Source organism: Massilia aquatica (assembly GCF_011682045.1).
Lineage (GTDB): Bacteria > Pseudomonadota > Gammaproteobacteria > Burkholderiales > Burkholderiaceae_D > Telluria_A > Telluria_A aquatica.
Genome location: NZ_VVIW01000012.1, coordinates 126,333 through 147,562 on the forward strand (window position 1 = coordinate 126,333; position 21,230 = coordinate 147,562).

Sequence of the window (21,230 nt, forward strand, 5' to 3'; positions counted from 1 at the left end):
CCCGCTGATGTTCCGCGCCGGAATTCGCGTACAGGAGGCACTATGGAAATCCACCCCTCTGCCAGGCGCTGGCAGGATCAGGCGATCCTGCTGCTCGGCCTCTGGCTGTTCATTTCACCGTGGGCACTGGCCTATCCCACTGACTCGCCACAGGCCATCAATGCCTGGATCGCGGGCGCGGTCATCGCCCTGCTCGCCGCGTTCGACCTCTACAAAACCTACGTCTGGGCCGTTGTCGTCAATCTCCTTGCGGCAGTGTGGGTGGCGGTCTCGCCCTGGATCCCGGCCGTGGCTGATCGCGGCCCCATGATGAACAACAGCCTCATCGTGGGCATCGCCGTCATCGTGCTGGCCTTGTGGGAGCTGTACAGCGATCCGGACCTGCACCGGCAATGGGCCGGCAGTCCGTGAGCCGCGCGTCGTGGTCCTGACTCGGGGCGCGCCCGCCGCCAATCCGGCGCTCGCGCCCCCATGCCAGGCTCAACATCAGGCTCAGATCGCGTAACGCACCACCTTGTCGCTCCACTCGAAGGCGGCCACTTCCAGTTCGATCAGTTCTTCGCTGGAAATCGCCAGTTCGCGCAGCGCCGGCAGCACCTGGTCGTCGGACTCTTCCATGCGTTCGATGCACTCGGCCAGGTGCAGCAGGTCGCCAAAAAAGCCGCTGCGCCGCAGCAGCGCGTGCGCCACCTCGTCGATCACGGGAATTTGCTCGACGATGACCGTCATCGGCATGCCGAACAAGGCATCCATCAGCGACATGATGCCGACCGTAAAAGCGATCTCGGCCACGTTGCGCTGGCCCGGACGCAGGCGCTGCGCCAGCAATTCGAGCAGGCGCCCGCGCGTGGTGGCAAGCAAGAGCAGCGGCGTCATGCTGTTGCCGCCGCGCGAAGGCTCGGCGTACAGCATGATCTGCAGCCAGCGCTGCAACTGGCGGCGGCCGAGAATGGTCACCGCCTGGCTGATCGAATCGATGCGGTGGCGCATGCCGATGGCGGGCGTGTTGACCAGGCGCAGCAGGTTGAGGGCCAGGGTCACGTCGCGCTTGACCGCGCGTTCGATGTCGATATTATCGGCGTCCGAGGTCACCAGGCTCATCAACTCAAGCACCGCCAGCTGCGACGGCGACAGCTTGCGCCCGCTGATCACGGCCGGGCGGGCAAAATAGTATCCCTGGAAATAGTCGAAACCGAGGCCGAGGCACATCTCGAATTCCTCGCGCGATTCGACCTTTTCGGCAATCAGCTTCTTGTTGTCGCGCTTGAAAAGCGGCGCCGCGGCATTCAAGCCGGACAGCGGCATGGCGCGCACGTCGAGCTTGACGTACTCGACCATCGGCAAGAGCTGCTGCACCTCGGGTGCGTCGAGCCGCACGTCGTCGAGCGCAAAGCGAAAGCCATGCGCGGTCAGGTCGGCGATGCGCTCGAGCACGGGCTGGCTGACCACCATGCTCTCGACGATTTCCAGCACCACCCGCTCGCGCGGCAGGAACACGAAAATGTCGCTCATCAGCACGTCGGCGTCCACATTCAGGAAACCGAGCGCATCGCCGATGACTTTTTCCAGGCCCAGCTGGGCGGTATGGGCGATGACAGTGGCGGTGGCGGCCACATCGTTGTCAATCTCGGCCGATTCGCCTGCCGCATTGCGAAAAAGCATTTCATAACCGTACAAACCTTGTTGTCGGTCGAGGATCGGCTGGCGCCCCAGGTAGAAATCACGCACTGGCATCTGTTGCGCCATGAGGTCGGATTCGGCGTCGTGGCTCATCTGTCCCGTAAATATCAATAATCACAGCCGGTAATGTAACCTAATTAATACCAGTGCGTGGGGGAAATACTTAGCGCTCTTGTATTGACATTCCGTCCACGAACACGTTGAACTCGCCGGGAGCGAAGGCGGTCCACTGTTCGTTGGTGGTCAGGGGTTCAGTGACGATAATGGCTACCCGGTCTTCCGGGGTGGTGACTTGAGAAAAATCAACGCTGACATCTTCATCGGACAGGCTGGCGGTCACAAACGGATGCTGGCGCACCACATAATACAGCTTGGTGGAGCAATGTACGAACAGGGCCGAGCCGTCCGACAGCATCAGGTTAAAGGTGCCGTGCACGGCCACCGCCGCCACCAGTTCCTGCAATGCCGCGCGCAGCACCGGCAGCACGGGCGGCGTGTCGCCGAAGCGCGCGCGCAATTCCTGCAGCAGGAAGCAAAAGGCTTTTTCGCTGTCGGTGCTGCCGACCGGGCGGTAGGGGCCGTTCAAGATCGGCGCGAACTCCTTGAGGTCGCCATTGTGGGCGAACACCCAGTAGCGGCCCCACAGTTCGCGCACGAAGGGGTGGCAGTTTTCCAGCGCAACATGGCCCTGGGTCGCCTTGCGGATGTGCGCGATGACATTCCGTGATTTGATGGGATAACGCTTGATCAGTTCGGCCACAGGCGACGCAACCGCCGCCTGGTGATCGACGAAATGGCGCACGCCGGCGCCTTCGAAGAACGCGATGCCCCAGCCATCGTGGTGGGTATCGGTGCGGCCGCCACGCATGGCGAAGCCGGTAAAGCTAAAAACAATGTCTGTTGGGACATTGCAGTTCATTCCGAGGAGTTGGCACATGGCGCAAGAATACCATGTTCGTGAGGCACGCTGAGGCGCTGGCCGGTCGAAAAAACGGGCAAGTCGCCAACATGGCGGACCCGATGCCGGATGGGGAAAGAGGGGCCGGGCGCGAGTCAGCCAGCCCGGCGGTGGCAAACAGCCCGTAAGCAAATCGACGGACGGTCTGCCGGCTGCAAGGAATTAGTGCAACAACACCGGTTGGCTCATCAGCGAGTCATACGAGCCCAGGAAGTCATCGATCTCTTCCATGGTCGGTTCGCTGGCGATCAGGTTGTTGACGTCGCGCCTGAACGATTGCGCAAGTTTGCCGCCGATAAATGCTTCACGGCGACCGGATTTGTCGACGATTTCATAGCCGCCGAAACGCAAGGCTTCGAGATTGTGATCGACGCCGAATTCGACCACACTGTACTGTTCACTGTTGTAGATCATGTTCATTATTGCTCCTTCGCTCGATCAGACGTTCCACTGTGCTCAACAGAACAGGTGGGGCTTTGCGGACCGATTTCAAGTGCGCAGGTCCGCTGTCAGTTCCAACAGCTGATCGTATGGCGGGTCTTGCAGCCACGATCGCAACTGATCAAGGTGGTCCGTGGCGGCCAGCCCGATGAACAGCCGGTCGGGGCGCAGACGCAGGATCCGGTTTAATGTTACACGCAAAACGAGATTGCCGGTGCAGCACAGGCATCCGGGTGCGATCCGGTGAACAGGCAGGGAGTCGGAAGGAGAAAGCACGGTCTGGCCGGACGGCAAGCCTTCGAGCAGGACGGCGCTGACACCGTGCGCGGGGCCGGCGTCGGCCGCCACCTGCGCCAGGCGCGCCGCGATGGCCGCCTCGCGCTGCGCCGCCGAGCCGCCCGTGACCAGGGTCAGGGCGGTGCGGCGCGCAGAGGGTGCACTCATCCGTTCTTTTTAGCCAGCTTGCCCGGCTCGACGCCGAGTTGCTTGAGCTTGCGGTACAGGTGGGTGCGTTCGAGCCCGGTTTTTTCGGCCACGCGGGTCATGCTGCCGCCCTCGCGCCCCAGATGGTGCTCGAAATACATGCGCTCGAAGGCGTCGCGCGCCTCGCGCAGCGGCAGGTCGAAACTCAGGTTGAAACCGTGCCCTTCCCCGTTCGGCATGCCGCCCATGCGCGGCGCGATGGCCGATTGCGGGGTTTGCGCCGAAAACATGGCCGAGGCCGTCATCGGGCTTTCCTCGGGCTGGGGCGCCAGCATCGGCCGCGGCGCGATGACCGGCGCGCGCACCACTTCCTGAGCCCGTGTCAGGCCCTGCTGCACCGCCTTGAGCAACTTTTGCAGCGCGATCGGCTTCTCAAGGAAGTTAAGCGCGCCGATCCGGGTTGCCTCGACCGCCGTATCGATGGTCGCGTGACCCGACATCATGATGACCGGCATGGTCAAGAGGCCGTCGCGCTGCCACTCCTTGAGCAGGGTGACGCCGTCGGTGTCCGGCATCCAGATATCGAGCAGCACCAGGTCCGGTGCTCCCGCCGCGCGCGCATCGCGCGCCTGCTGCGCATTTTCAGCGAGCGTGATTGCATGGCCTTCGTCGCCCAAGATTTCCGAGAGTAATTCCCGGATACCCATTTCATCATCAACTACGAGAATGTTTGCCATGTGTTTGCCTTCCTCTTTTTTCCCGCTCCAATGGCATGCAGCGCATACCGCTCACAGCCGCGATTTTATTCTTGATTCAACGCTTGTGCCACAACGCTGGCCGGTGCTAACTTTAACAGTAAAATCAACACTGACGCGCCAGTTCCGTCACTCCGGTTCTGTATCTCGATCTTGCCGCCGTGTTCATCGATGATTTTCTTCACCATCGGCAGTCCCAGCCCGGTTCCGCGCACCTTCGAGGTCACATACGGCTCGAATGCGCGCGACAGGATCTTAGGGGCAAATCCCGGTCCGTTATCGACAATCGACAAGCGCACCGCGGTCCCGGCCCCGTTCGCGCCCTGGTAATGAATCGCCTCGGTGGTGATATCGATGCGCGCCGCCGGTGCATCGGGACCGCGCTCGCTCATCGCATCCTGGGCATTTTGCAGCAGGTTATGGATCACCTGGCGCAATTGGGTGGCGTCGCCCATCACCGATGGCAGGTTTTCGGCAAGCTCGGCATGAATGATATCGCTTTCGTCGCCGGATAGGTATAAATGCAAGATTTCGCCGACCAGCGCGTTCAGGTCGAGCTTGTCGAGCACCGCCGGCGGCGCCTTGGCGTAGTCGCGGAAGTCGTCCACCATGCGCTTCATGGCGTCGACCTGGTTGACGATGGTCGCCGTGCCCTTGTTGAGCAGGTCGCGGTCGGTCCCTTGCAGGCGCGACTCGAGCTTCATCTGCATGCGCTCGGCCGAGAGCTGGATCGGCGTGAGCGGGTTCTTGATTTCGTGCGCCAGGCGGCGCGCCACTTCGCCCCAGGCCATCGAGCGCTGCGCCGAGATGACGTCCGAAATATCGTCGAACACCACGATGTAGCCGCTGCCGGCGCCCACCGGCAGGCGCGAGCCGCGCGCCAGCAGGGTGATGTCATGGTCGTCATTGGTGCCGAGCCGGCGCGGGATTTCGATCTCCTGCTGCCAGTGGGTGCGCTTGCGCGCCGAACCGGCCGCGCTCTGCGCGCTCTGGGTCGAAAACGCCTTGGCAATCGCCGCCGCAAACATCTCCAGCCCGTCGATCGCGGCCAGCGCCATGCCCATGTGGCCGGCCACGTCGTGCTGCAAGATGCGCTCGACCGCCTCGTTCGAACTGACCAGCTTCGAATCGGCGTCGAGCACGATCACCCCGGCCGACATATTCTCCAGCACGGATTCGAGGTGCGCCTTGGCGCTCTGCAGGGCCGCGCGGTTGCGCTCGACCGCGCTGCGCGCCTCGAACAGCTGGCCGGTCATGGTGTTGAACGATTGCGTCAGGGTGCCCAGTTCGTCCGAGGTGGCCACGATCGGGCGCGGCGACAGGTCGCCCTCGGCCACCGCGCGCGTGCCCTCGGCCAGCACCAGCAGCGGCTGCGCCAGTTTGCCGGCGATGACAAAAGCACTGGCGATCGCTCCGAAGATCGCCAGCAGCAGGGTGAGCGTGAGCGTTTCGATGTACATCTTGCGCAGGCCGGTGCGCGCCACGAAGCGCTCCTGGTACTCGCTGTAGGCGGTGCGCAGCACCTCGGCGTTGATCGCCAGCTTGACCGGCACCGCCTGGATCAGCTGCAAGAAGCGCGGCGCCGCGCCGGGCGGCTCGGGAATGGCCAGCACCACGCGCAGGCGCAGGCTGGTGGCGCCATCGAGCGCGCTCGAGACGCTCCCGTGGTTGCCGCTGGTATCCTTGAAATCGCGCTCCACCCCGCCCTCGGCCACCGAGTACCCGCCCGGCATCACCGCCTGCAGCAGCATGGCCGGCGTCGGCAGGTCGGCCTTCAGGTCCACGCGTGGAGCGGCCGCGCTGGTGATCATCTTGCCATCCTGGCCGATGATGACCGCGCTCAGCATCCCTTCCTGGTCCTGCACCAGGCGCGTGAGGATATCGTGCGCCGCCACTTCTTCCTGGCCGGCGATGGTGGCCGCGCTGATCTCGCCGGTGGCCCCCAGTTCGCTGCGCGCCTGGTCGAGCGCGGCCACGCCCAGGCTCACGCCCGACTCCAGCGCCGCCTCGATCTTCACGTTGAACCACGACTCGATCGAATTCGACACGAACTGCACCGACACCAGGAAGATCACCAGCCCCGGCAAGATGCCGATGCCGGCGAACAGCAGCACCAGGCGCGTCATCAGGCGCGAGCCGAACTTGCCGCTCTTGTAGCGCGCATACAGGCGCGCCAGCGCCACCACCACGAACACCAGCAGCGCGCCGGCCACGGCCGCGTTCAGGCCGAGCAGCCAGGTGTAGTAACGGTCGAAGAAGCCCGAATTATCGGAGGCGGAGGCGAGCAGGAACAGCAGGATGCTGACGACGGCGGCGCCGACCATCACGGCATAGCGCAAGACCTGTTTCACGATCGCTCCACGTTGATCATTGCGCCGCTGTTTTTCATTGCGCCGCTGTTTTTCATTCCGCCGTATAGGGGAAGGTCTTGTTCTTGGAAGCGAGGCGCCAGTCGGAATTATTGAGCGCGTTGACCTGCATCGGCTTGGGCAGCAGTTCGCGGTCCATGAACATGCGCAGGGTGACGTTATAGGTCTCGCCGCGCTTGAGCGCCGTTTTCGGCGCGATCACCCAGCGGCTGGGGCGGCGGATCAGCACCATCGCGTCGTCCAGGGTCGGAAAGCTCTGCGCCATGCTGCCCAGCACCGACACATGGTACTGGCGCGTGAGCACGTTGTACCAGATGCGGATGGTCTGGCGCGCCGACACCGCCTTGTCGTCATACCAGTACCAGCGCGGGCGGGTCAGTTCAATTTCGGTGGTGAAGTACAGCTGCACGCCATGCTTGATGGCGTCTTCCAGGCCCTCGTTGAGCTCGAACGCATAGCTGGCCGCGAGACGGTAGCCGTCGTCGGTGGCCTCGATGTGGGCATGCGTGATATCGACCACTTCCGCCGCCCGTGCCGGACCGAACGCGCATGCGGACGCGAACATCAGCAGCAGCTGGCAGGCCAGGAGTCGGAAAAATCGTAATGTCACAGGAGGGCCAGAGCCTTAAAAGTTCGCATAGTCGAAGGACCCGTTACGTCGCGTTTTTTTGAAACAGGGCGTAGAACAAACCGTCATGATCCTGCACGGCGGTACCGGTCGGAAGCAACTGTCCCGGCGCGTCGAGGCGGGTCGCGTTGTGGCGCACCGCGAATGCGGCGGCCTGCGCCTCCGATTCCTGGGGCCAGAGCGAACATGTCACGAACAGCAATTTACCATTCGGGCGCAGCATCTGCCAAAGGTTGTCGAGAATTTTGGCCGAAAGTGTTGCAAGTTGGAGTGCGTCGCCCTTGCGCCGCAACCAGCGGATGTCGGGGTGGCGCCGCACGATGCCCGACGCCGTGCACGGCACGTCGGCCAGGATGCGGTCGTACTGCTGGCCGTCCCACCAGACGCTGGTCTGGGCTTCGAAGGCTTTCAGGGTCGCGGACAGTCCGAGCCGCTCGAGGTTCTCGCCGACGCGCTCGAGGCGCTTGGGATCCGAGTCGAGCGCGGTCAGGTCGAGCTGCGCCAGTTCCAGCAGGTGGCAGGTCTTGCCGCCGGGCGCGGCGCAGGCGTCCAGCACGCGCATGCCGTCCCGCACATCGAGCAGCGGCGCGGCCAGCTGGGCGCCGGCATCCTGCACCGAGGCCAGGCCCTCCTCGAAACCGGGAATCAGGGCCACGCCCAGCGCTTTATCGAGGCGCACGGCCCACGGGCCGATTTGGGTGGCGCCCATGCCGGCGTCGGCCAGCAACTGTATATAGGCCTCGACCGTGGTCTTGCGCTGGTTCACGCGCAGGGTCAATGGCGGCTGGGCGTTGCCGGCCGCCAGGATCGCTTGCCAGTTGCCCGGATAGGCGGCCTTGGCCGCGTCGATCCACCACTGCGGATAATTGAACTGCGCCACCGGCTGCGTCAAGGCGCTCTTGAGGAGCTCGTCGCGTTCGCGCAGGAAGCGGCGCAGCACGGCGTTGACCATGCCCTTGGCGTGCGCCATGTCGGGATGCGAACTGGCGACCGTGACGGCCTGGTCGACCACGGTAAATACTTCGTAAGGCGGCTCGGCGCCATCCGGGGTATCGATCAGGGTCAGGGCGCAGCACAGCAGGCTGGCCAGCATCGGCGGCTCGGGCGCCTTGGACGTCATCAGCGCGAGCAGGGTTTCGCTGCGGCCGAGCTGGCGCATGGTGCGGTAAGCGATATCCTGGATCGCCCCGCGCGCCTGGGGCGCGGCGGCGGTCACGCCGAAGGCGGTCAGGAGCGCCTGCGGCAAGGCGGCGCCGGCGCGCACCTGGGCCACGGCATTCGCCGCGCCGAGCAGGCACAGCGCGAGCGAATCGGGTTTCAGGTCGGGGCGGTAGCCGGGCTGGAGCACGGGTTTGACCTCATAACTCGCGCGCATGCGCGGCGCGGCCGGCTTGCTGGTCTTGGCGGCGGCGGGTTTGATGGAGAGCGTCGGGCGCTTGTTGGTCATGGTCGGAGTCAGCTCAGCTACTTAATAAAGGCGCAATTGTACCGGTTTCGATCCCGCACAGGCTTAAACGATCCTTTATGACAACACATTCTTCCAACACCCAACGATTGCTCAACACAAAATCCTACAACCGGGGTCAGAGCTTTAATTAGAAATATTTTTTCTAAAATCAACATGAATGCGAGCGAAAAGGCGACTTCCCAAGCGCCGCCTTCGTGCGCGTGGCGTTCAAGAGGCTTCGTCCGGGTCAAAAACCATTAATCGATGTAATTTCGTTGCTAATTAAAGCTCTGACCCCGGTTGTGGGTTTGTTGGGGGGCGGGGCGTTGTCGATGGGGTGCGAGGGCGGCCTCAGAGGGGCGGCAAACCAGTATAATTGAGCTACTATTGCCCGTGGCACTGCCACCGCTCGACCACTCACCAGATCAACGCTCATGCTCGCCTCACAAAAACAAGAAATCGCCGCCCTGTTCCAGGCCGCCCTCGCCCCTGTCCTCGATGGCACCGGCATCACGCCGTCGGTCGTCCTCGAGCGCCCGCGCGATCCGTCGCACGGCGACATCGCCTGCAATATCGCCATGCAGCTGGCCAAGCAGCTCAAGATGAACCCGCGCGAACTGGCCCAGAAAATCGTCACGGCCCTGCTCGAGAACCCGGCCGGCAAGGCCCTCATCGACAGCGCCGATATCGCCGGTCCCGGTTTCATCAACCTGCGCGTGGCCGCTGCCGCCAAGCAGTCGGTGGTCAAGACCATCCTGGCCGAAGGCCAGGCGTTCGGCCGCAGCGATGCCGGCGCCGGCAAGAAAGTCATCCTCGAATTCGTCTCGGCCAACCCGACCGGCCCGCTGCATGTCGGCCACGGCCGTCAGGCCGCGCTGGGCGACGCCCTCGCCGCCCTGTTCGACGCCCAGGGCTACGCGGTCACCCGCGAGTTCTATTACAACGACGCCGGCGTGCAGATCGCTACCCTGGCCAATTCGGTGCAGGCGCGCGCGCGCGGCTTCAAGCCGGGCGACGCCGAGTGGCCCGAGTCGGCCTACAACGGCGACTACATCGCCGATATCGCCACCGATTACCTGGCCGGCAAAACCGTCTCGGCCAGCGACGGCCTGCCCGCCACCGCCAGCGGCAAGGTCGAGGACCTCGATTCGATCCGCCCGTTCGCCGTCACCTACCTGCGCAACGAGCAGGATATCGACCTGCAAGCCTTCGGCGTGAAGTTCGATAACTACTACCTCGAGTCGTCCCTGTACGCCGACGGCAAAGTCGACAAAGCCGTCGAAGCGCTCATCAAGGCCGGCAAGACCTACGAACAGGATGGCGCGCTGTGGCTGCGCACCACCGACTACGGCGACGACAAGGACCGCGTGATGCGCAAGTCCGAAGGCGGCTTCACCTATTTCGTGCCGGACGTGGCGTACCACATCGTCAAGTGGCAGCGCGGCTTTACCCAGGCCATCAACATCCAGGGCAGCGACCACCACGGCACCATCGCGCGCGTGCGCGCCGGCCTGCAGGCGGTCGGCCTCGATATCCCGCAGGGCTACCCCGACTACGTGCTGCACAAGATGGTCACCGTCATGAAGAACGGTGAAGAGGTCAAGATCTCCAAGCGCGCCGGTTCCTACGTGACCGTGCGCGACCTGATCGAATGGTCGGGCGACGGCGACATCGCCAAGGGCCGCGACGCAGTGCGCTTCTTCCTCATCTCGCGCAAGGCCGATACCGAATTCGTGTTCGATGTCGACATCGCCTTGAAAACCTCGGACGAAAACCCGGTGTATTACGTGCAGTACGCGCACGCGCGCATCTGCCGCATGCTCGAACAGTTCACCGGCGAGATCGCGTCGCTGGCCGATGTCGACCTGGCGCCCCTGACCGCGCCGACCGAGATGACGCTGCTGGCGACCCTGGCCGCCTACCCCGAAACGCTGGCGCGCGCCCAGGCCGAGCTCGGTCCGCACCAGGTGGCGTTCTACCTGCGCGACTTGGCCGCCAACCTGCACAGCTTCTATTTTGCCGAGCGCGTGCTGGTCGACGACGAGGCCCTCAAGCTGGCGCGCCTGGCGTTGATGGTCGCCACGCGCCAGGTGCTGCGCAACGGCCTGGCCCTGATCGGCGTGTCGGCGCCGGAAAAAATGTAACCGTTTCTTCGATTGAAAGCTCCAATGACACGCGATACCCGCCTCAGGTCCAACCTCTCGTTCAAGCACCAGCAAGGCAATACCCTCACCGGCATCGTCATCGGCCTGATCGTGGGCCTGGTGATCGCTGTCGCGGTCGCGCTGGCGATCACCAAGGGCGCCACGCCGTTTACTGATAAAACCGGCAAGGCCGGCAAGATGACGGAACCGACCGCCGGCCAGGCGGCCGATCCGAACAAGCCGCTCTACGGGAACAAGGACGCGGCGCGCGCGGCCAACAAGCAGATCACCGACAAGCCGAAAGCGGCCACGCCGGCAGAAGCCGATCCGCTGGGCGCGGCCATCGCCAACATGAAGGAAAAGCCCGCGCCGGAACCGGCGCCCGCACCAAAGCCGGCGCCAACCCAGGTGGCCGCCGCTCCCGTCCAGGGCACCGCCCAGAACGTGACGCCGCAGTCCGCCGAACCGGCCGAGGACAAGATCACCTATTACCTGCAGGCCGGCGCCTTCCGCGAAGTGGGAGATGCCGAAAACACGCGCGCCAAGCTGGCGCTGCTCGGCTTCGAGGCGGTCATCAGCGAGCGCGCCAACGACAGCGGCGTGCTGCACCGGGTGCGCATCGGCCCCTTCGGCCAGGTCGAGTCGATGAACAAGGCGCGCGCCAAGCTGGTCGACGCCGGCATCGACGTGGCCATCGTACGTAACCAGAAATAAGCACGGACCCACCCAGATGCCACCCCTTTTCAAGATCATGCTCGCCCTGGCGCTTGCCAGTGCCGGCGCCAGCGCGGCCGCCTCGCCCGAGCAGCCGGCCAGCGGCGCCGAATACGTCACCCTGGCCGAGACGCAGAACACCGACGCCGGCCAGAAAATCGAAGTCACCGAGTTTTTCGCCTATTACTGCCCTCACTGCGCCAGCTTCGAGCCGGTGCTGGCCGAGTGGGTGAAGAAAAACAGCGACAAGATCGTCTTCAAGCGCGTCCACCTCGGCCACACGCCGGCCGTGGTGCCGCAGCAGCGCCTGTACTACACGCTCGAATCGATGGGCATCGCGCCGCAGTACCACCCGAAGGTGTTTACCGCGATGCACGAGCAGCGCGTGCGCTTCGGTAACGACGAGCAGGTGTTCGACTGGGCCGCCGGCGCCGGCATCGACCGCGCCGCCTTTACGACCGCCTACCGCTCGTTCGGCATCCAGGCCAAGCTGGCACGCGCCAACGCCATGGTGGCTGCCTACAAGGTGCAGGACTGGCCGAAGATCGCCATCGCCGGGCGCTACCTGACCTCGCCCACCCAGGCCAGCGTCGGCGAGTCCGAAGCCACGGCAGCGCAGCAGCATCAGATGGCCCTGCAAGTGATGGATCACCTGGTCGCCAAAGCGGCCGCGGAAAAAAAATAGCCATGCCTGGACGCGCCCCATGAACCGCGTGTTCATCACCGGCGCGTCGAGCGGGCTCGGTGCCGCCCTGGCGCGCGAATACGCGGCGCGCGGCGCCACGGTCGGCCTGGTCGCGCGCCGGCGCGACGCGCTCGACGCCCTGCGCGCGCAATTGCCCAACCCCGAACGCCACCCCGTCTACGTGCTGGACGTGACCGACCGCGCCGCATTGAGCGCCGCCGCGGCCGACTTCATTGCCCGCTGCGGCGGGGCCGATATCGTCATCGCCTGCGCCGGCATTTCGGTCGGCACCCTGACCGAATACAGCGAAGACCTGGCGGTGTTCGACGCCATCATCGCCACCAACGTCGGCGCCACCGTAGCCACCTTCGCGCCCTTCATCGCCACCATGAAAGCGCAGATGAAAGCACAGGACACGCCGTGCCGCCTGGTCGGCATCGGCAGCGTGGCCGGCGTGCGCGGCCTGCCCGGCGCCGGCGCCTACAGCGCGTCCAAGGCGGCGGTGCGCGTGTATTGCGAGTCGCTGCGGCTCGAACTCAAGCCGCATGGTATTGCCGTGGTGACCATCGCGCCGGGCTACATCGACACGCCCATGACCAAACATAATTCCTACCCCATGCCTTTCCTGATGACGCCCGCGCGCTTCGCCGCCAGGGCCGCAAAAACCATCGCCGCCGGCACCACTTACCGCGTCATCCCGTGGCAGATGGGGGTGGTGGCCAAGCTGCTGCGGCTGCTGCCCGACGTGCTCTACGACCTGCTCTTCGTCAATGCACCGCACAAGGCGCGCAAGGCAGCCAAGGCGGCGCCCGAGGGGACGCGCGAGGCGGCGCCCGAGGGGACGCCATGAACGAGACCTTCGCCATGGATGCCGGCGCCATTGCGCGCCACTTCGGCGCGGCGACAATCGACATCGAAGTCGTCACCGAAACCGGATCGACCAACGCCGACCTGCTGGCGCGCGCCGCCGGCCTGCGCCGCCCGGTCCTGCGCGTGGCCCTGCACCAGACGGCCGGACGCGGACGCGCGGGCCGCAGCTGGCTGTCCGCGCCCGGCACCGCGCTGACGTTTTCGCTGGCCTGGCATTTTGCAGGGCCGCTGCGCGAGCTGGCCGGCCTGCCGCTGGCGGTCGGGGTGGCGCTGGCCGACGCCCTCGGCGCGCTCGCGGTGCCGGTCCAGCTCAAGTGGCCCAACGATGTGCTGCGCGACGGCGCCAAGCTGGCCGGAGTGCTGATCGAAACCCAGGCCGCACCAGGCGGCGGCGTATGGGCGGTGATCGGCATCGGCCTCAACCTGCTCATGCCCGATGACATCGAACAGCGCATCGGCCGCAGCGTGGCCGCCGCTCCGTGGCTGGCGCAGATGGACCGCAACGCGCTCATCGCCCAGCTGCTGTCCGCGCTGGCGGATAACCTGGGCCAGTTCGCGCAGGGCGGCTTTGCGCCCTTTTGCGCGCGCTGGAACCGCCTGCATGCGTACCAGGGCGTGCCGGTGGTGATCATCGACCGCGGCGTGACCCTGCACGAAGGCGTGGCCGCCGGCGTCGACGACGGCGCCCGCCTGCTGCTCGACACCGCCGCCGGCCGCATCGCCATCGTGGCCGGCGACGTCTCGCTGCGGGAGGCCTGACATGTTGTTATTGATCGACGCCGGCAATACGCGCATCAAGTGGGCCCTGGCCGACGAAGGCGCCGCGCCCGGCGCGTGGGTCGCCAGCGGCGCCGTCACCCACGCCGAACTCAATCACCTGCCGGCCGCCTGGCCAAAGCAGGGCATCACGCGCGCGCTGGTATCGAACGTGGCTGGCAGCAAGCTGCACGACCAGCTGCGGCTGATGATGCCCACCGCCGACGTCACCTGGTTCGCCTCAAAAGCGCAGCTGGCCGGCCTGCGCAACGCCTACCGCAATCCGTCCCAGCTCGGGTGCGACCGCTTCGCCGCGGCGCTCGGGGCGCGTGCGCTGGCGCCCGGCCAGGCGGTCATCGTGGCCACCTGCGGCACCGCCACCACCATCGACGCGGTCAGCGCCGACGGCGTGTTTTTGGGCGGGATGATCCTGCCCGGCCTGGGGCTGATGGCCAGCTCGCTGGCGCACAATACCGCGCAACTGCCCGAGGTGGCGCCCGGCCTGCTTCCGGCCGGCTTTGCCGACAATACGGCCGACGCCATTCTGTCCGGCTGCCTGTCGGCGCAGGCTGGCGCCATCGAACGCGCCTGCGCGCTGCATGGCGCGAGCGCCTGCATCGTCTCGGGCGGCGCGGCGCAGTACATCGCTCCCGTGCTGCGCCTGTCGATCGGCCACCGGATCGTCGATAATATCGTCCTGATCGGCCTTCATTCCACCGTCACGTCTTCGCCACTCCAGGATAGCCCGTGTTGAAATTCATGTTTTGGACCCTCCTTGCCATTAACGCCGCGCTGTTCGCCTACGGCCAGGGCATGCTCGGCAATTTCAGGGAGAACGAGCGCGAGCCGGGCCGCATGCGCAACCAGATCGGCACCGAGAACATCAAGCTGGTCGCGGCGCGCCCTGTGCCGCCGCCGGAAGCGGCAGCGGAACCAGAGACGGTGGTGCCGCCGCCGACACCCGTGCTGGTGATGGCCAAACCACCTGCGCCGGTGCCGGTAGAGCCCAAGCCTGAACCCAAGCCGGAGCCCAAGCCAGAGCCTTCGCCGGCCGCACCGAAGCCGGAACTGGTTGCCTGCACCTTGGTCGGCAATTTTACGCAGCCGGAAGCGCGCCGTTTCGAGGCGATGCTGGCGCCGCTGGCGCTGGGCCAGCGCCAGACGCGCGAGAATGTCGCCGTGCCCGAGGTGACCAGCCATATCGTGTTCATTCCTTCGCCAGGCAGCAAGGAAGCGGCCGACCGCAAGGCGGCCGAACTGAAGGAATTGGGCATCACCAGTTATTTCATCATCAACGACAACACGCCGATGAAGTATGCGATTTCACTCGGCGTGTTCAAGTCGGAGACCTCGGCCCAGACCTTGCTGGCCACCCTGACCAAGCAGGGCGTGGCCGGCGCCAAGGTGGCCGGGCGCACCAGCCAGGCGACCAAGATGGCATATCGCTTCCGCGCCCTGGAACCGGCCGCCAAGGCCAAGGTCGATGCGGTGCTGGCCAAGTTTCCGGACCATCCGGCGCGCAGCTGCAAATAAGGACCAGCGAGGCCGCCGCTGCCCGGCCGGATCAGCGCTGTACGACGATCGGTTTGAGACGCAGGGTCGACGGCAGCTCGCGCAGCGCCTGCATGGCGTCGTCGCGGCTCGGGAAGGGGCCGCTGAACAAGCGGTGCAGCGCGCCGCCCTGCACCACTTCGACACCCGAGAGCGCGCCGCCCGTGGCCGCGATCTGCGCGCGCACGTCGGCCGCCTTGTCGGCGCGGCTGAAGGCCCCCAGCTGCAGATAGAAGCCGCCCTGCGCCGCCGTCGTCTGGGCCGCTACCGGCACGGGTGCCGGCGCGGTCAGGGTCAGCGCGCTGCTTTCACCGGGCGGCGGCATGTCCACCGCCATCGTGCTCACTTCCCCGTCCGGCTCGGGTGCCAGGCGCCGGATGGTGGCGATGCGCTCCTGCGCATTGGGCAGCAGCCTTTCGATTTCCACCATGTGACTGCCCTTGCCGAGCAAGCCCAGTTTGAGCGCGGCCGTATACGACACGTCGACCACCCGGCTCGAATGGAACGGCCCGCGGTCGTTGATGCGCACCACCACCTGCTTGCCGCTATCGAGGCTGGTGATGCGCGCGTACGAAGGAATCGGCAGGGTCGGATGGGCCGCCGTCATCTTGTACATATCGTACAGTTCCCCCGACGAGGTTTTCTGGCCGTGAAATTTTTTGCCGTACCAGCTGCCCACGCCGCGCTGCTTGAAGGGCTGCTCGCTCAACATCGGGGTATAGGTCTTGCCGAACACGACGTAGGGACGGTTGGCGTAGCGCGCGTACGGTTCGGCCTTGACCACGGCGTCGGGCACGTCGAACAGGTTGGGCGGCGGATTCTCGCCGGGACCATCGTCCTGGTAGTAGCCGCCGCGCCCGGAACCGGCGCGCGGCAGGGTCGGCAGCTCGCCATGCTTGGCCGGCTTGGCGCCCGGCGACGGGAACGGCAAGATGCGCCGGTGGCCTTCCGAATCGGTGCCGCAGGCGGTCAGAAAAAAGGCCAGTGCGCAGAGCGCACTGGAAGTGGGTAGCGTTTTTGATACCGCCATGGTGACTCCGTGATCAGGTTTGCACCAGCTTGCGATGCCGCTGGATACTCATCAGTATACCTGCCCCGAGTCCGAGGGTCACAAAAGCGGTCCCGCCATAGCTCATGAACGGCAGCGGCACGCCCACCACCGGCAGGATGCCGCTGACCATGCTCATGTTCACAAAGGCGTAGGTAAAGAAGATCATGGTGATGGCGCCGGCCAGCAAACGCGCGAACAAGGTCGGTGCATTGGCCGCGATCATCAGGCCGCGCCCGATCAGCAGCAGGTACAGCAGCAGCAGGCCGAGAAAGCCGATCAGCCCGAACTCTTCGGAGAACACCGAAAAAATGAAGTCGGTGGTGCGTTCGGGGATGAATTCGAGGTGGGTCTGGGTACCCTTCATCCAGCCCTTGCCACTGACCCCGCCCGAGCCGATCGCAATGGTCGACTGGATGATGTGGAAGCCCTTGCCCAGCGGGTCGGCGTACGGGTCGATCAGGGTGATCACCCGTTCGCGCTGGTAGTCGTGCATCAGCGACCAGGCCACCGGCAGGCTGGCGGCGCCGGCCACGAACAGGCCGAGCAAGGCCTTCCACGACAGGCCGGCCAGGAAGATCACGTAAAAACCCGAGGCCAGCACCAGCAGCGAGGTGCCCAGGTCGGGCTGCAGCTGGATCAGGCCGACCGGCACGGCCAGCAGCACGGTGGCGATCAGGAAGGAATGCCAGCGCACCAGGCCCGCCTTCTGGTGGAAGTACCAGGCCAGCATCAGCGGCATGGCGATTTTCATGATCTCGGAGGGCTGGATGTCGAAGCCAATGTGCAGCCAGCGGCGCGCGCCCTTCTTGATGATGCCGAACATGAATACCGCGATCAGCAGGGTCACGCCGACCGTGTAGATGGGCACGGCCAGGCGCATCAGGGTCTGCGGCGGCACCTGGGCCGCCAGCCACATGACCACGAAGGCGATCATCATGTTGCGCAACTGGCCTTCGACGCGGCCGGGGAAGTCGGCGCCGGCCGAGTACATGGTGATCAGGCTGGTGCCGAGCAACAGGAAGATGATCATCGCCAGCGGCGCGTCGAACACCAGCAGATAGGGTTTGGCGCGCCGCCACAGCGAGCGCCGTTCGTTGATGCGCATGGCTGTCAGTCCTCCTTCGGCGCCGGCGTTTCGGCGCCCGGCTTGTATGGCATGTCGGTGGCCGTGTCGGTCTTGAGTTCTTCCAGCGGCAGCAGTTCCGCGTCTTCCTTGGGCACCTTGGCGCCGTCCTTGCCGGCCGGGCGCTTGCCGAGCAGGTAGTAGTCGAGCGCCTTGCGCGCGATCGGGGCCGCCACGGCGGCGCCGAAGCCGGCGTTTTCGACGATCAGCGCCACCGCGATGCGCGGCTTGTCGGCCGGCGCGAAGGTGATGTACAGCGAATTGTCGCGCAGGCGCTCGTTGACGTTCTTGGCGTTGTACTTTTCGCCGCGGCGCAGGCCCACCGCCTGCGAGGTGCCGGTCTTGCCGGCCGAAACGTAGCCGGCGTTGGCGAACACGGTCTTGCCGGTGCCGCGTTCGGATACCCCGACCATGGCGCGCTTGATGAAGTCGATGTTCTCCTGGCGCAGCGGGATGCGCGCGCTTTCCTTCGGCACCGTCAGGGTGCGCGCGCGCGTGATGCTGTCTTCGACGATCTTGACCAGGTGCGGCTTCATCACCACGCCGTTGTTGGCCAGGGTGGCCACTGCGTGCGACAGCTGCAGCATGGTGTAGCTGTTGAAGCCCTGGCCGATGGCGATGTTGACGGTGTCGCCGCCGACCCAGGTCTGCATCGGCTTGTTTTTGGCGAAGCGGTTGCGCTTCCAGTCTTTCGACGGCAGCACCCCGATCTTTTCGTTTTCCAGGTCGATCCCGGTCTTCTGGCCGAAGCCGAACGGCTTCATGAAGTCGTGGATCATGTCGATGCCAAGGTCGTTGCCGAGCTGGTAGTAATAGGTATTGCACGAGACGATGATCGAATCGGTCAGGCTGACCATGCCGTGCCCGCCCACCTTGTCATCCCTCCAGGTGTGCCCGCCCAGGGTGAAATAACCGGCGTCCGAGATCGTGTGGTTCTGGGTGCGCTTGCCCAGCTCCAGCGCGGCCAGCGCCATGAACGGTTTGAAGGTCGATCCGGGCGGATAGGTGCCTTGCAGCGGGCGGTTCATCAGCGGACGGTCGAGCGAGGTATTGAGTTCGTTCCAGCTCTGCGAGTCGATGCCGTCGACGAACAGGTTCGGGTCGAACCCGGGGCGCGACACGTAGGCCAGGATGTCGCCGGTCTCCGGTTCGATGGCGACCAGCGCGCCGCGGTACTCGCCGAAGGCTTCTTCGATGATCTTTTGCAGTTCGATGTCGATCGACAGGATCAGGTTGCTGCCTGCGGTCGCTTCGGTGCGCGACAGGATGCTGACCGCGCGCCCGCTGGCGGTGCGGATGATCTTCTGGTAGCCGGTGCGTCCGTGCAGCTGCGCTTCGTAGCTCTTTTCCAGGCCTTCCTTGCCGATATGGTCGGTGCCGTTGTAATTCGCGCTGTCGGGCCGCTCTTCGAGCTCCTTGGCTTCTTTCTGGTTGATGCGGCCGATGTAGCCGATCACGTGCGAGGCGGTTTCGCCCAGCGGATACTGGCGGAACAGGCGCGCCTGCACCTCGACGCCGGGAAAGCGGAAGCGCTGGGCGGCGAAACGCGCCACTTCGTCGTCGGTCAGGCGGGTGCGCAGCGGCACGCTCTCGAAGTTCTTCGACTCGGCCAGCAGCGACTTGAAGCGCTTGCGGTCTTTCGGCTCGATCTCGATCAGGGTGGACAGCTCGTCGATCACCGAGTCGAGCGTGTTGCGCAGCTTGGACTGGGTGATTTCGAGCGTGTAGGCCGAGTAGTTGCGCGCCAGGACCACGCCCTTGCGGTCGACGATCAGGCCGCGGTTGGGCACGATCGGCACGATGGCGATGCGGTTGTCTTCGGCTTTTTCGGCAAAGCCGTCGTGCTTGACCACCTGCAAAAACACCAGGCGCGCAACAAGCGCGCCGAAACAGATGAAGACAAGTGCGACCAGCGCCACCACGCGCAGGCGAAACAGGTGGATTTCGCGGTCGTTATTGGTTAATTCAGTCATGACGCACCCACCCCATCAGATCGGGCGCGTGTGGTCACGGTCGACGGCGCGCCGCTGGGGCGCCAGCAGCATCCAGGTAATCACGGGCCACAGGGCGATGGCCACCACGCTTTCGATGAAGTACATCCAGCCGGGAAATTTGCCCGACACGATCACCCGCACCACCACCTGGATCGCCTGGGTGGCCAACAGCAGCGGAAACACGTGCAGCGCCTGGGTCAGCACCGGGAACCACAGCACGCGCCGGTGGATCATGATGGCGAGGTAGGAGAGCAAGGTATAGGCCAGCGCGTTTTCGCCGAGCAGGGTCGCTTCGTGCACGTCCATCAGCAGGCCCATGAAAAACGCCACGCCGATGCCGACCTTGCGCGGCTGGTGGATGCCCCAGAAGACCAGCACCAGCGCCACGAAGTCGGGGGCGCCCATCCAGTGCCCCCAGGGCAGCAGGTTGAGCATGAAGGCGCAGGTCAGGCTGAACGTAATGAACAGCGGGCTGACCGGCAGCAGGATGTAATGCGGGCGATTCATCGGTTGGTATCCTTGGGTGCGGGCGCTGCTGGTGCCGCTGCTGCCGGCGCAGCCGTGGCGGCCGGCGCGCGCACTGGCGTGGCAGGCGCCTTGCCGGCGGCGGCCGGCGCCTTGCCGGCGGCGGCGGCGGTAGCGGCGCTGGCAATCGGCACGGCGCCCTCTTTGATCGGGGCCATTTTTTGCAGGTTCTTCCTGGCTGGCACGGGCGGCTCTTCGGCCGGGCGCTGCGGCACTTCCGGCAGCGTGGTCAGGATCAGCAGATGGCGGTTGCGGTCGATGCCGGCCAGCGGCTGGCACACCACGCCGCCAAAGGCGCCGGCGCCGCTGTTTTCGACCTTGCTGACCTTGGCCACGGCCAGGCCGGCCGGGTACACGCCGTCCAGGCCCGAGGTGATCAGGACGTCGCCGACCTGGATGTCGGCGTTGGGCGCGACGAAGCGCAGGTCGAGCGTGCCGGACTGGCCGCGCCCGTAAGCGACGCTGCGCAGGCCGTTGCGCAGCACCTGCACCGGAATGGCCTGCTCGCGGTCGGTCAGCAGCGTGACTTCGGAGGTGAAGGGGAACACGCGCGTGACCTGGCCGACCACGCCGGCGTTATCGATGACCGGCTGGCCGAGCGCGGCGCCGTGCTGGCTGCCGCGGTCGAGCACGACCTTGCGGGTCGAGCTGTCGCGCGCGTCGTACAGGATTTCGCCAAGCATGGTCTTGACCGGCACATGCTCGCGCGCGCCCATGAGTTTGCGCAACTGCGCGTTTTCGGCGCTCTGGAGCTGGGCTTGCTGGAGTTTTTCGGCCACCGCGACCTGCTCGATCTTGAGGTCGCGCACTTCCTGCTTGAGCGAGGAAACGGAAGAGAAATAGCCGCCCATGTTCGCCAGCGCGTCGCGCGGCATCAGGGCTGCCATCTGCAAGGGATAGAGCACGGTGCCGGCCACCTGGCGCACCGAGGACAACATCTGGACGCGGGCGTCGATCATCAGCAAGACGATCGAAATAAACGCAAAAACCGTCACCTTGACCCGGGCTGGGGCGCCTTGCTTGAAGAGTGGCGGAGGACTGTATTCCATGAAATCCAATAAGCGGGACGAAAGCTAAGCGCGGCACATCCGGGTGATGCGGCATCAGGGTCAGACC

The 21,230-nt window shown here is 65.3% G+C and carries 21 protein-coding genes; 8 read left to right on the plus strand and 13 right to left on the minus strand.

Annotated features, from left to right (window positions below; translation table 11 throughout):
• The first annotated feature begins 42 nt into the window (after positions 1 to 42).
• On the plus strand, positions 43 to 411 hold the full coding sequence (locus F1609_RS20065; RefSeq protein WP_167078415.1) for an SPW repeat protein: 369 nt from the start codon (positions 43 to 45) through the stop codon (positions 409 to 411).
• Between the two features lie 81 nt (positions 412 to 492).
• On the opposite strand, the gene F1609_RS20070 is transcribed toward F1609_RS20065, so the two are convergent.
• From F1609_RS20070 to rsmB, 8 genes are all read right to left on the minus strand, one after another.
• Positions 493 to 1,734: an EAL and HDOD domain-containing protein gene (locus F1609_RS20070; protein WP_229421958.1), complete on the minus strand. Its 1,242-nt coding sequence runs from the start codon at positions 1,732 to 1,734 to the stop codon at positions 493 to 495.
• Positions 1,735 to 1,843: 109 nt separating this feature from the next.
• Positions 1,844 to 2,617, minus strand: coding sequence for a class II glutamine amidotransferase (locus tag F1609_RS20075; RefSeq protein ID WP_167078418.1), 774 nt, complete (start codon positions 2,615 to 2,617; stop codon positions 1,844 to 1,846).
• Between the two features lie 183 nt (positions 2,618 to 2,800).
• Positions 2,801 to 3,058: a BTH_I0359 family protein gene (locus F1609_RS20080; RefSeq protein ID WP_054266260.1), complete on the minus strand. Its 258-nt coding sequence runs from the start codon at positions 3,056 to 3,058 to the stop codon at positions 2,801 to 2,803.
• Positions 3,059 to 3,127: 69 nt separating this feature from the next.
• Entirely contained in the window at positions 3,128 to 3,523 is a 396-nt protein-coding gene (locus tag F1609_RS20085) for a P-loop NTPase family protein (RefSeq protein WP_167078421.1), read from the minus strand.
• Positions 3,520 to 4,239 (minus strand): response regulator, encoded by a 720-nt coding sequence (locus F1609_RS20090; protein ID WP_166870248.1) that lies wholly within the window; start codon positions 4,237 to 4,239, stop codon positions 3,520 to 3,522. The genes F1609_RS20085 and F1609_RS20090 overlap by 4 nt, the downstream gene beginning before the upstream one ends.
• Positions 4,240 to 4,304: 65 nt before the next feature.
• Positions 4,305 to 6,608 carry a sensor histidine kinase gene (locus F1609_RS20095; protein ID WP_167078423.1) on the minus strand — a complete coding sequence of 768 codons (2,304 nt, stop codon included), beginning with the start codon at positions 6,606 to 6,608 and terminating at the stop codon, positions 4,305 to 4,307.
• A 52-nt stretch (positions 6,609 to 6,660) separates the two neighbouring features.
• A complete protein-coding gene (locus F1609_RS20100) occupies positions 6,661 to 7,191 on the minus strand; it encodes a DUF4390 domain-containing protein (RefSeq protein WP_167078425.1) in 531 nt (176 codons plus the stop codon).
• Between the two features lie 88 nt (positions 7,192 to 7,279).
• Positions 7,280 to 8,701, minus strand: coding sequence for a 16S rRNA (cytosine(967)-C(5))-methyltransferase RsmB (gene rsmB / locus F1609_RS20105; protein ID WP_167078427.1), 1,422 nt, complete (start codon positions 8,699 to 8,701; stop codon positions 7,280 to 7,282).
• A 434-nt stretch (positions 8,702 to 9,135) separates the two neighbouring features.
• Here rsmB and argS point away from each other — a divergent pair, with 434 nt between their 5' ends.
• Genes argS through F1609_RS20140 form a run of 7 tightly spaced genes read left to right on the plus strand, consistent with a single transcriptional unit; the run spans position 9,136 to position 15,403 of the window.
• On the plus strand, positions 9,136 to 10,845 hold the full coding sequence (argS, locus tag F1609_RS20110; RefSeq protein WP_167078428.1) for an arginine--tRNA ligase: 1,710 nt from the start codon (positions 9,136 to 9,138) through the stop codon (positions 10,843 to 10,845).
• Positions 10,846 to 10,869: 24 nt separating this feature from the next.
• On the plus strand, positions 10,870 to 11,559 hold the full coding sequence (locus F1609_RS20115; protein ID WP_167078430.1) for an SPOR domain-containing protein: 690 nt from the start codon (positions 10,870 to 10,872) through the stop codon (positions 11,557 to 11,559).
• A 16-nt stretch (positions 11,560 to 11,575) separates the two neighbouring features.
• The gene (locus tag F1609_RS20120; RefSeq protein ID WP_167078432.1) at positions 11,576 to 12,244 is read left to right on the plus strand and encodes a thiol:disulfide interchange protein DsbA/DsbL; all 669 of its coding nucleotides are present in this window, start codon (positions 11,576 to 11,578) and stop codon (positions 12,242 to 12,244) included.
• 19 nt (positions 12,245 to 12,263) lie between these two features.
• The gene (locus F1609_RS20125; protein ID WP_167078434.1) at positions 12,264 to 13,094 is read left to right on the plus strand and encodes an SDR family oxidoreductase; all 831 of its coding nucleotides are present in this window, start codon (positions 12,264 to 12,266) and stop codon (positions 13,092 to 13,094) included.
• Positions 13,091 to 13,873, plus strand: coding sequence for a biotin--[acetyl-CoA-carboxylase] ligase (locus tag F1609_RS20130; RefSeq protein WP_229421959.1), 783 nt, complete (start codon positions 13,091 to 13,093; stop codon positions 13,871 to 13,873). Before F1609_RS20125 ends, F1609_RS20130 begins: the two co-directional genes overlap by 4 nt.
• A gap of 1 nt (position 13,874) precedes the next feature.
• A complete protein-coding gene (locus F1609_RS20135; RefSeq protein ID WP_167078435.1) occupies positions 13,875 to 14,624 on the plus strand; it encodes a type III pantothenate kinase in 750 nt (249 codons plus the stop codon).
• Positions 14,625 to 14,629: 5 nt separating this feature from the next.
• Positions 14,630 to 15,403 carry an SPOR domain-containing protein gene (locus tag F1609_RS20140; RefSeq protein WP_229421963.1) on the plus strand — a complete coding sequence of 258 codons (774 nt, stop codon included), beginning with the start codon at positions 14,630 to 14,632 and terminating at the stop codon, positions 15,401 to 15,403.
• 31 nt (positions 15,404 to 15,434) lie between these two features.
• On the opposite strand, the gene F1609_RS20145 is transcribed toward F1609_RS20140, so the two are convergent.
• The 5 genes from F1609_RS20145 to mreC are packed head-to-tail and all read right to left on the minus strand — an operon-like array spanning position 15,435 to position 21,163.
• On the minus strand, positions 15,435 to 16,451 hold the full coding sequence (locus F1609_RS20145; protein WP_167078437.1) for a septal ring lytic transglycosylase RlpA family protein: 1,017 nt from the start codon (positions 16,449 to 16,451) through the stop codon (positions 15,435 to 15,437).
• Between the two features lie 13 nt (positions 16,452 to 16,464).
• Positions 16,465 to 17,577, minus strand: coding sequence for a rod shape-determining protein RodA (rodA, locus tag F1609_RS20150; RefSeq protein WP_167078439.1), 1,113 nt, complete (start codon positions 17,575 to 17,577; stop codon positions 16,465 to 16,467).
• A 5-nt stretch (positions 17,578 to 17,582) separates the two neighbouring features.
• Positions 17,583 to 19,568, minus strand: a complete 1,986-nt coding sequence (mrdA, locus tag F1609_RS20155; RefSeq protein WP_167078441.1) for a penicillin-binding protein 2 — start codon at positions 19,566 to 19,568, stop codon at positions 17,583 to 17,585.
• A 15-nt stretch (positions 19,569 to 19,583) separates the two neighbouring features.
• Positions 19,584 to 20,096, minus strand: coding sequence for a rod shape-determining protein MreD (mreD, locus tag F1609_RS20160; protein WP_166870224.1), 513 nt, complete (start codon positions 20,094 to 20,096; stop codon positions 19,584 to 19,586).
• Entirely contained in the window at positions 20,093 to 21,163 is a 1,071-nt protein-coding gene (gene mreC / locus F1609_RS20165; protein ID WP_167078443.1) for a rod shape-determining protein MreC, read from the minus strand. The genes mreD and mreC overlap by 4 nt, the downstream gene beginning before the upstream one ends.
• Between the last annotated feature and the right edge of the window lie 67 nt (positions 21,164 to 21,230).

Bases quoted from the DNA above. Each gene is read 5' to 3' on its own strand.
- F1609_RS20065 (WP_167078415.1), top strand. From the start codon at position 43: ATGGAAATCCACCCCTCTGCCAGGCGCTGGCAGGATCAGGCGATCCTG.
- F1609_RS20070 (WP_229421958.1), bottom strand. From the start codon at position 1,734: ATGCCAGTGCGTGATTTCTACCTGGGGCGCCAGCCGATCCTCGACCGA.
- F1609_RS20075 (WP_167078418.1), bottom strand. From the start codon at position 2,617: ATGTGCCAACTCCTCGGAATGAACTGCAATGTCCCAACAGACATTGTT.
- F1609_RS20080 (WP_054266260.1), bottom strand. From the start codon at position 3,058: ATGAACATGATCTACAACAGTGAACAGTACAGTGTGGTCGAATTCGGC.
- F1609_RS20085 (WP_167078421.1), bottom strand. From the start codon at position 3,523: ATGAGTGCACCCTCTGCGCGCCGCACCGCCCTGACCCTGGTCACGGGC.
- F1609_RS20090 (WP_166870248.1), bottom strand. From the start codon at position 4,239: ATGGCAAACATTCTCGTAGTTGATGATGAAATGGGTATCCGGGAATTA.
- F1609_RS20100 (WP_167078425.1), bottom strand. From the start codon at position 7,191: ATGTTCGCGTCCGCATGCGCGTTCGGTCCGGCACGGGCGGCGGAAGTG.
- rsmB (WP_167078427.1), bottom strand. From the start codon at position 8,701: ATGACCAACAAGCGCCCGACGCTCTCCATCAAACCCGCCGCCGCCAAG.
- argS (WP_167078428.1), top strand. From the start codon at position 9,136: ATGCTCGCCTCACAAAAACAAGAAATCGCCGCCCTGTTCCAGGCCGCC.
- F1609_RS20115 (WP_167078430.1), top strand. From the start codon at position 10,870: ATGACACGCGATACCCGCCTCAGGTCCAACCTCTCGTTCAAGCACCAG.
- F1609_RS20120 (WP_167078432.1), top strand. From the start codon at position 11,576: ATGCCACCCCTTTTCAAGATCATGCTCGCCCTGGCGCTTGCCAGTGCC.
- F1609_RS20125 (WP_167078434.1), top strand. From the start codon at position 12,264: ATGAACCGCGTGTTCATCACCGGCGCGTCGAGCGGGCTCGGTGCCGCC.
- F1609_RS20130 (WP_229421959.1), top strand. From the start codon at position 13,091: ATGAACGAGACCTTCGCCATGGATGCCGGCGCCATTGCGCGCCACTTC.
- F1609_RS20135 (WP_167078435.1), top strand. From the start codon at position 13,875: ATGTTGTTATTGATCGACGCCGGCAATACGCGCATCAAGTGGGCCCTG.
- F1609_RS20140 (WP_229421963.1), top strand. From the start codon at position 14,630: ATGTTTTGGACCCTCCTTGCCATTAACGCCGCGCTGTTCGCCTACGGC.
- F1609_RS20145 (WP_167078437.1), bottom strand. From the start codon at position 16,451: ATGGCGGTATCAAAAACGCTACCCACTTCCAGTGCGCTCTGCGCACTG.
- rodA (WP_167078439.1), bottom strand. From the start codon at position 17,577: ATGCGCATCAACGAACGGCGCTCGCTGTGGCGGCGCGCCAAACCCTAT.
- mrdA (WP_167078441.1), bottom strand. From the start codon at position 19,568: ATGACTGAATTAACCAATAACGACCGCGAAATCCACCTGTTTCGCCTG.
- mreD (WP_166870224.1), bottom strand. From the start codon at position 20,096: ATGAATCGCCCGCATTACATCCTGCTGCCGGTCAGCCCGCTGTTCATT.
- mreC (WP_167078443.1), bottom strand. From the start codon at position 21,163: ATGGAATACAGTCCTCCGCCACTCTTCAAGCAAGGCGCCCCAGCCCGG.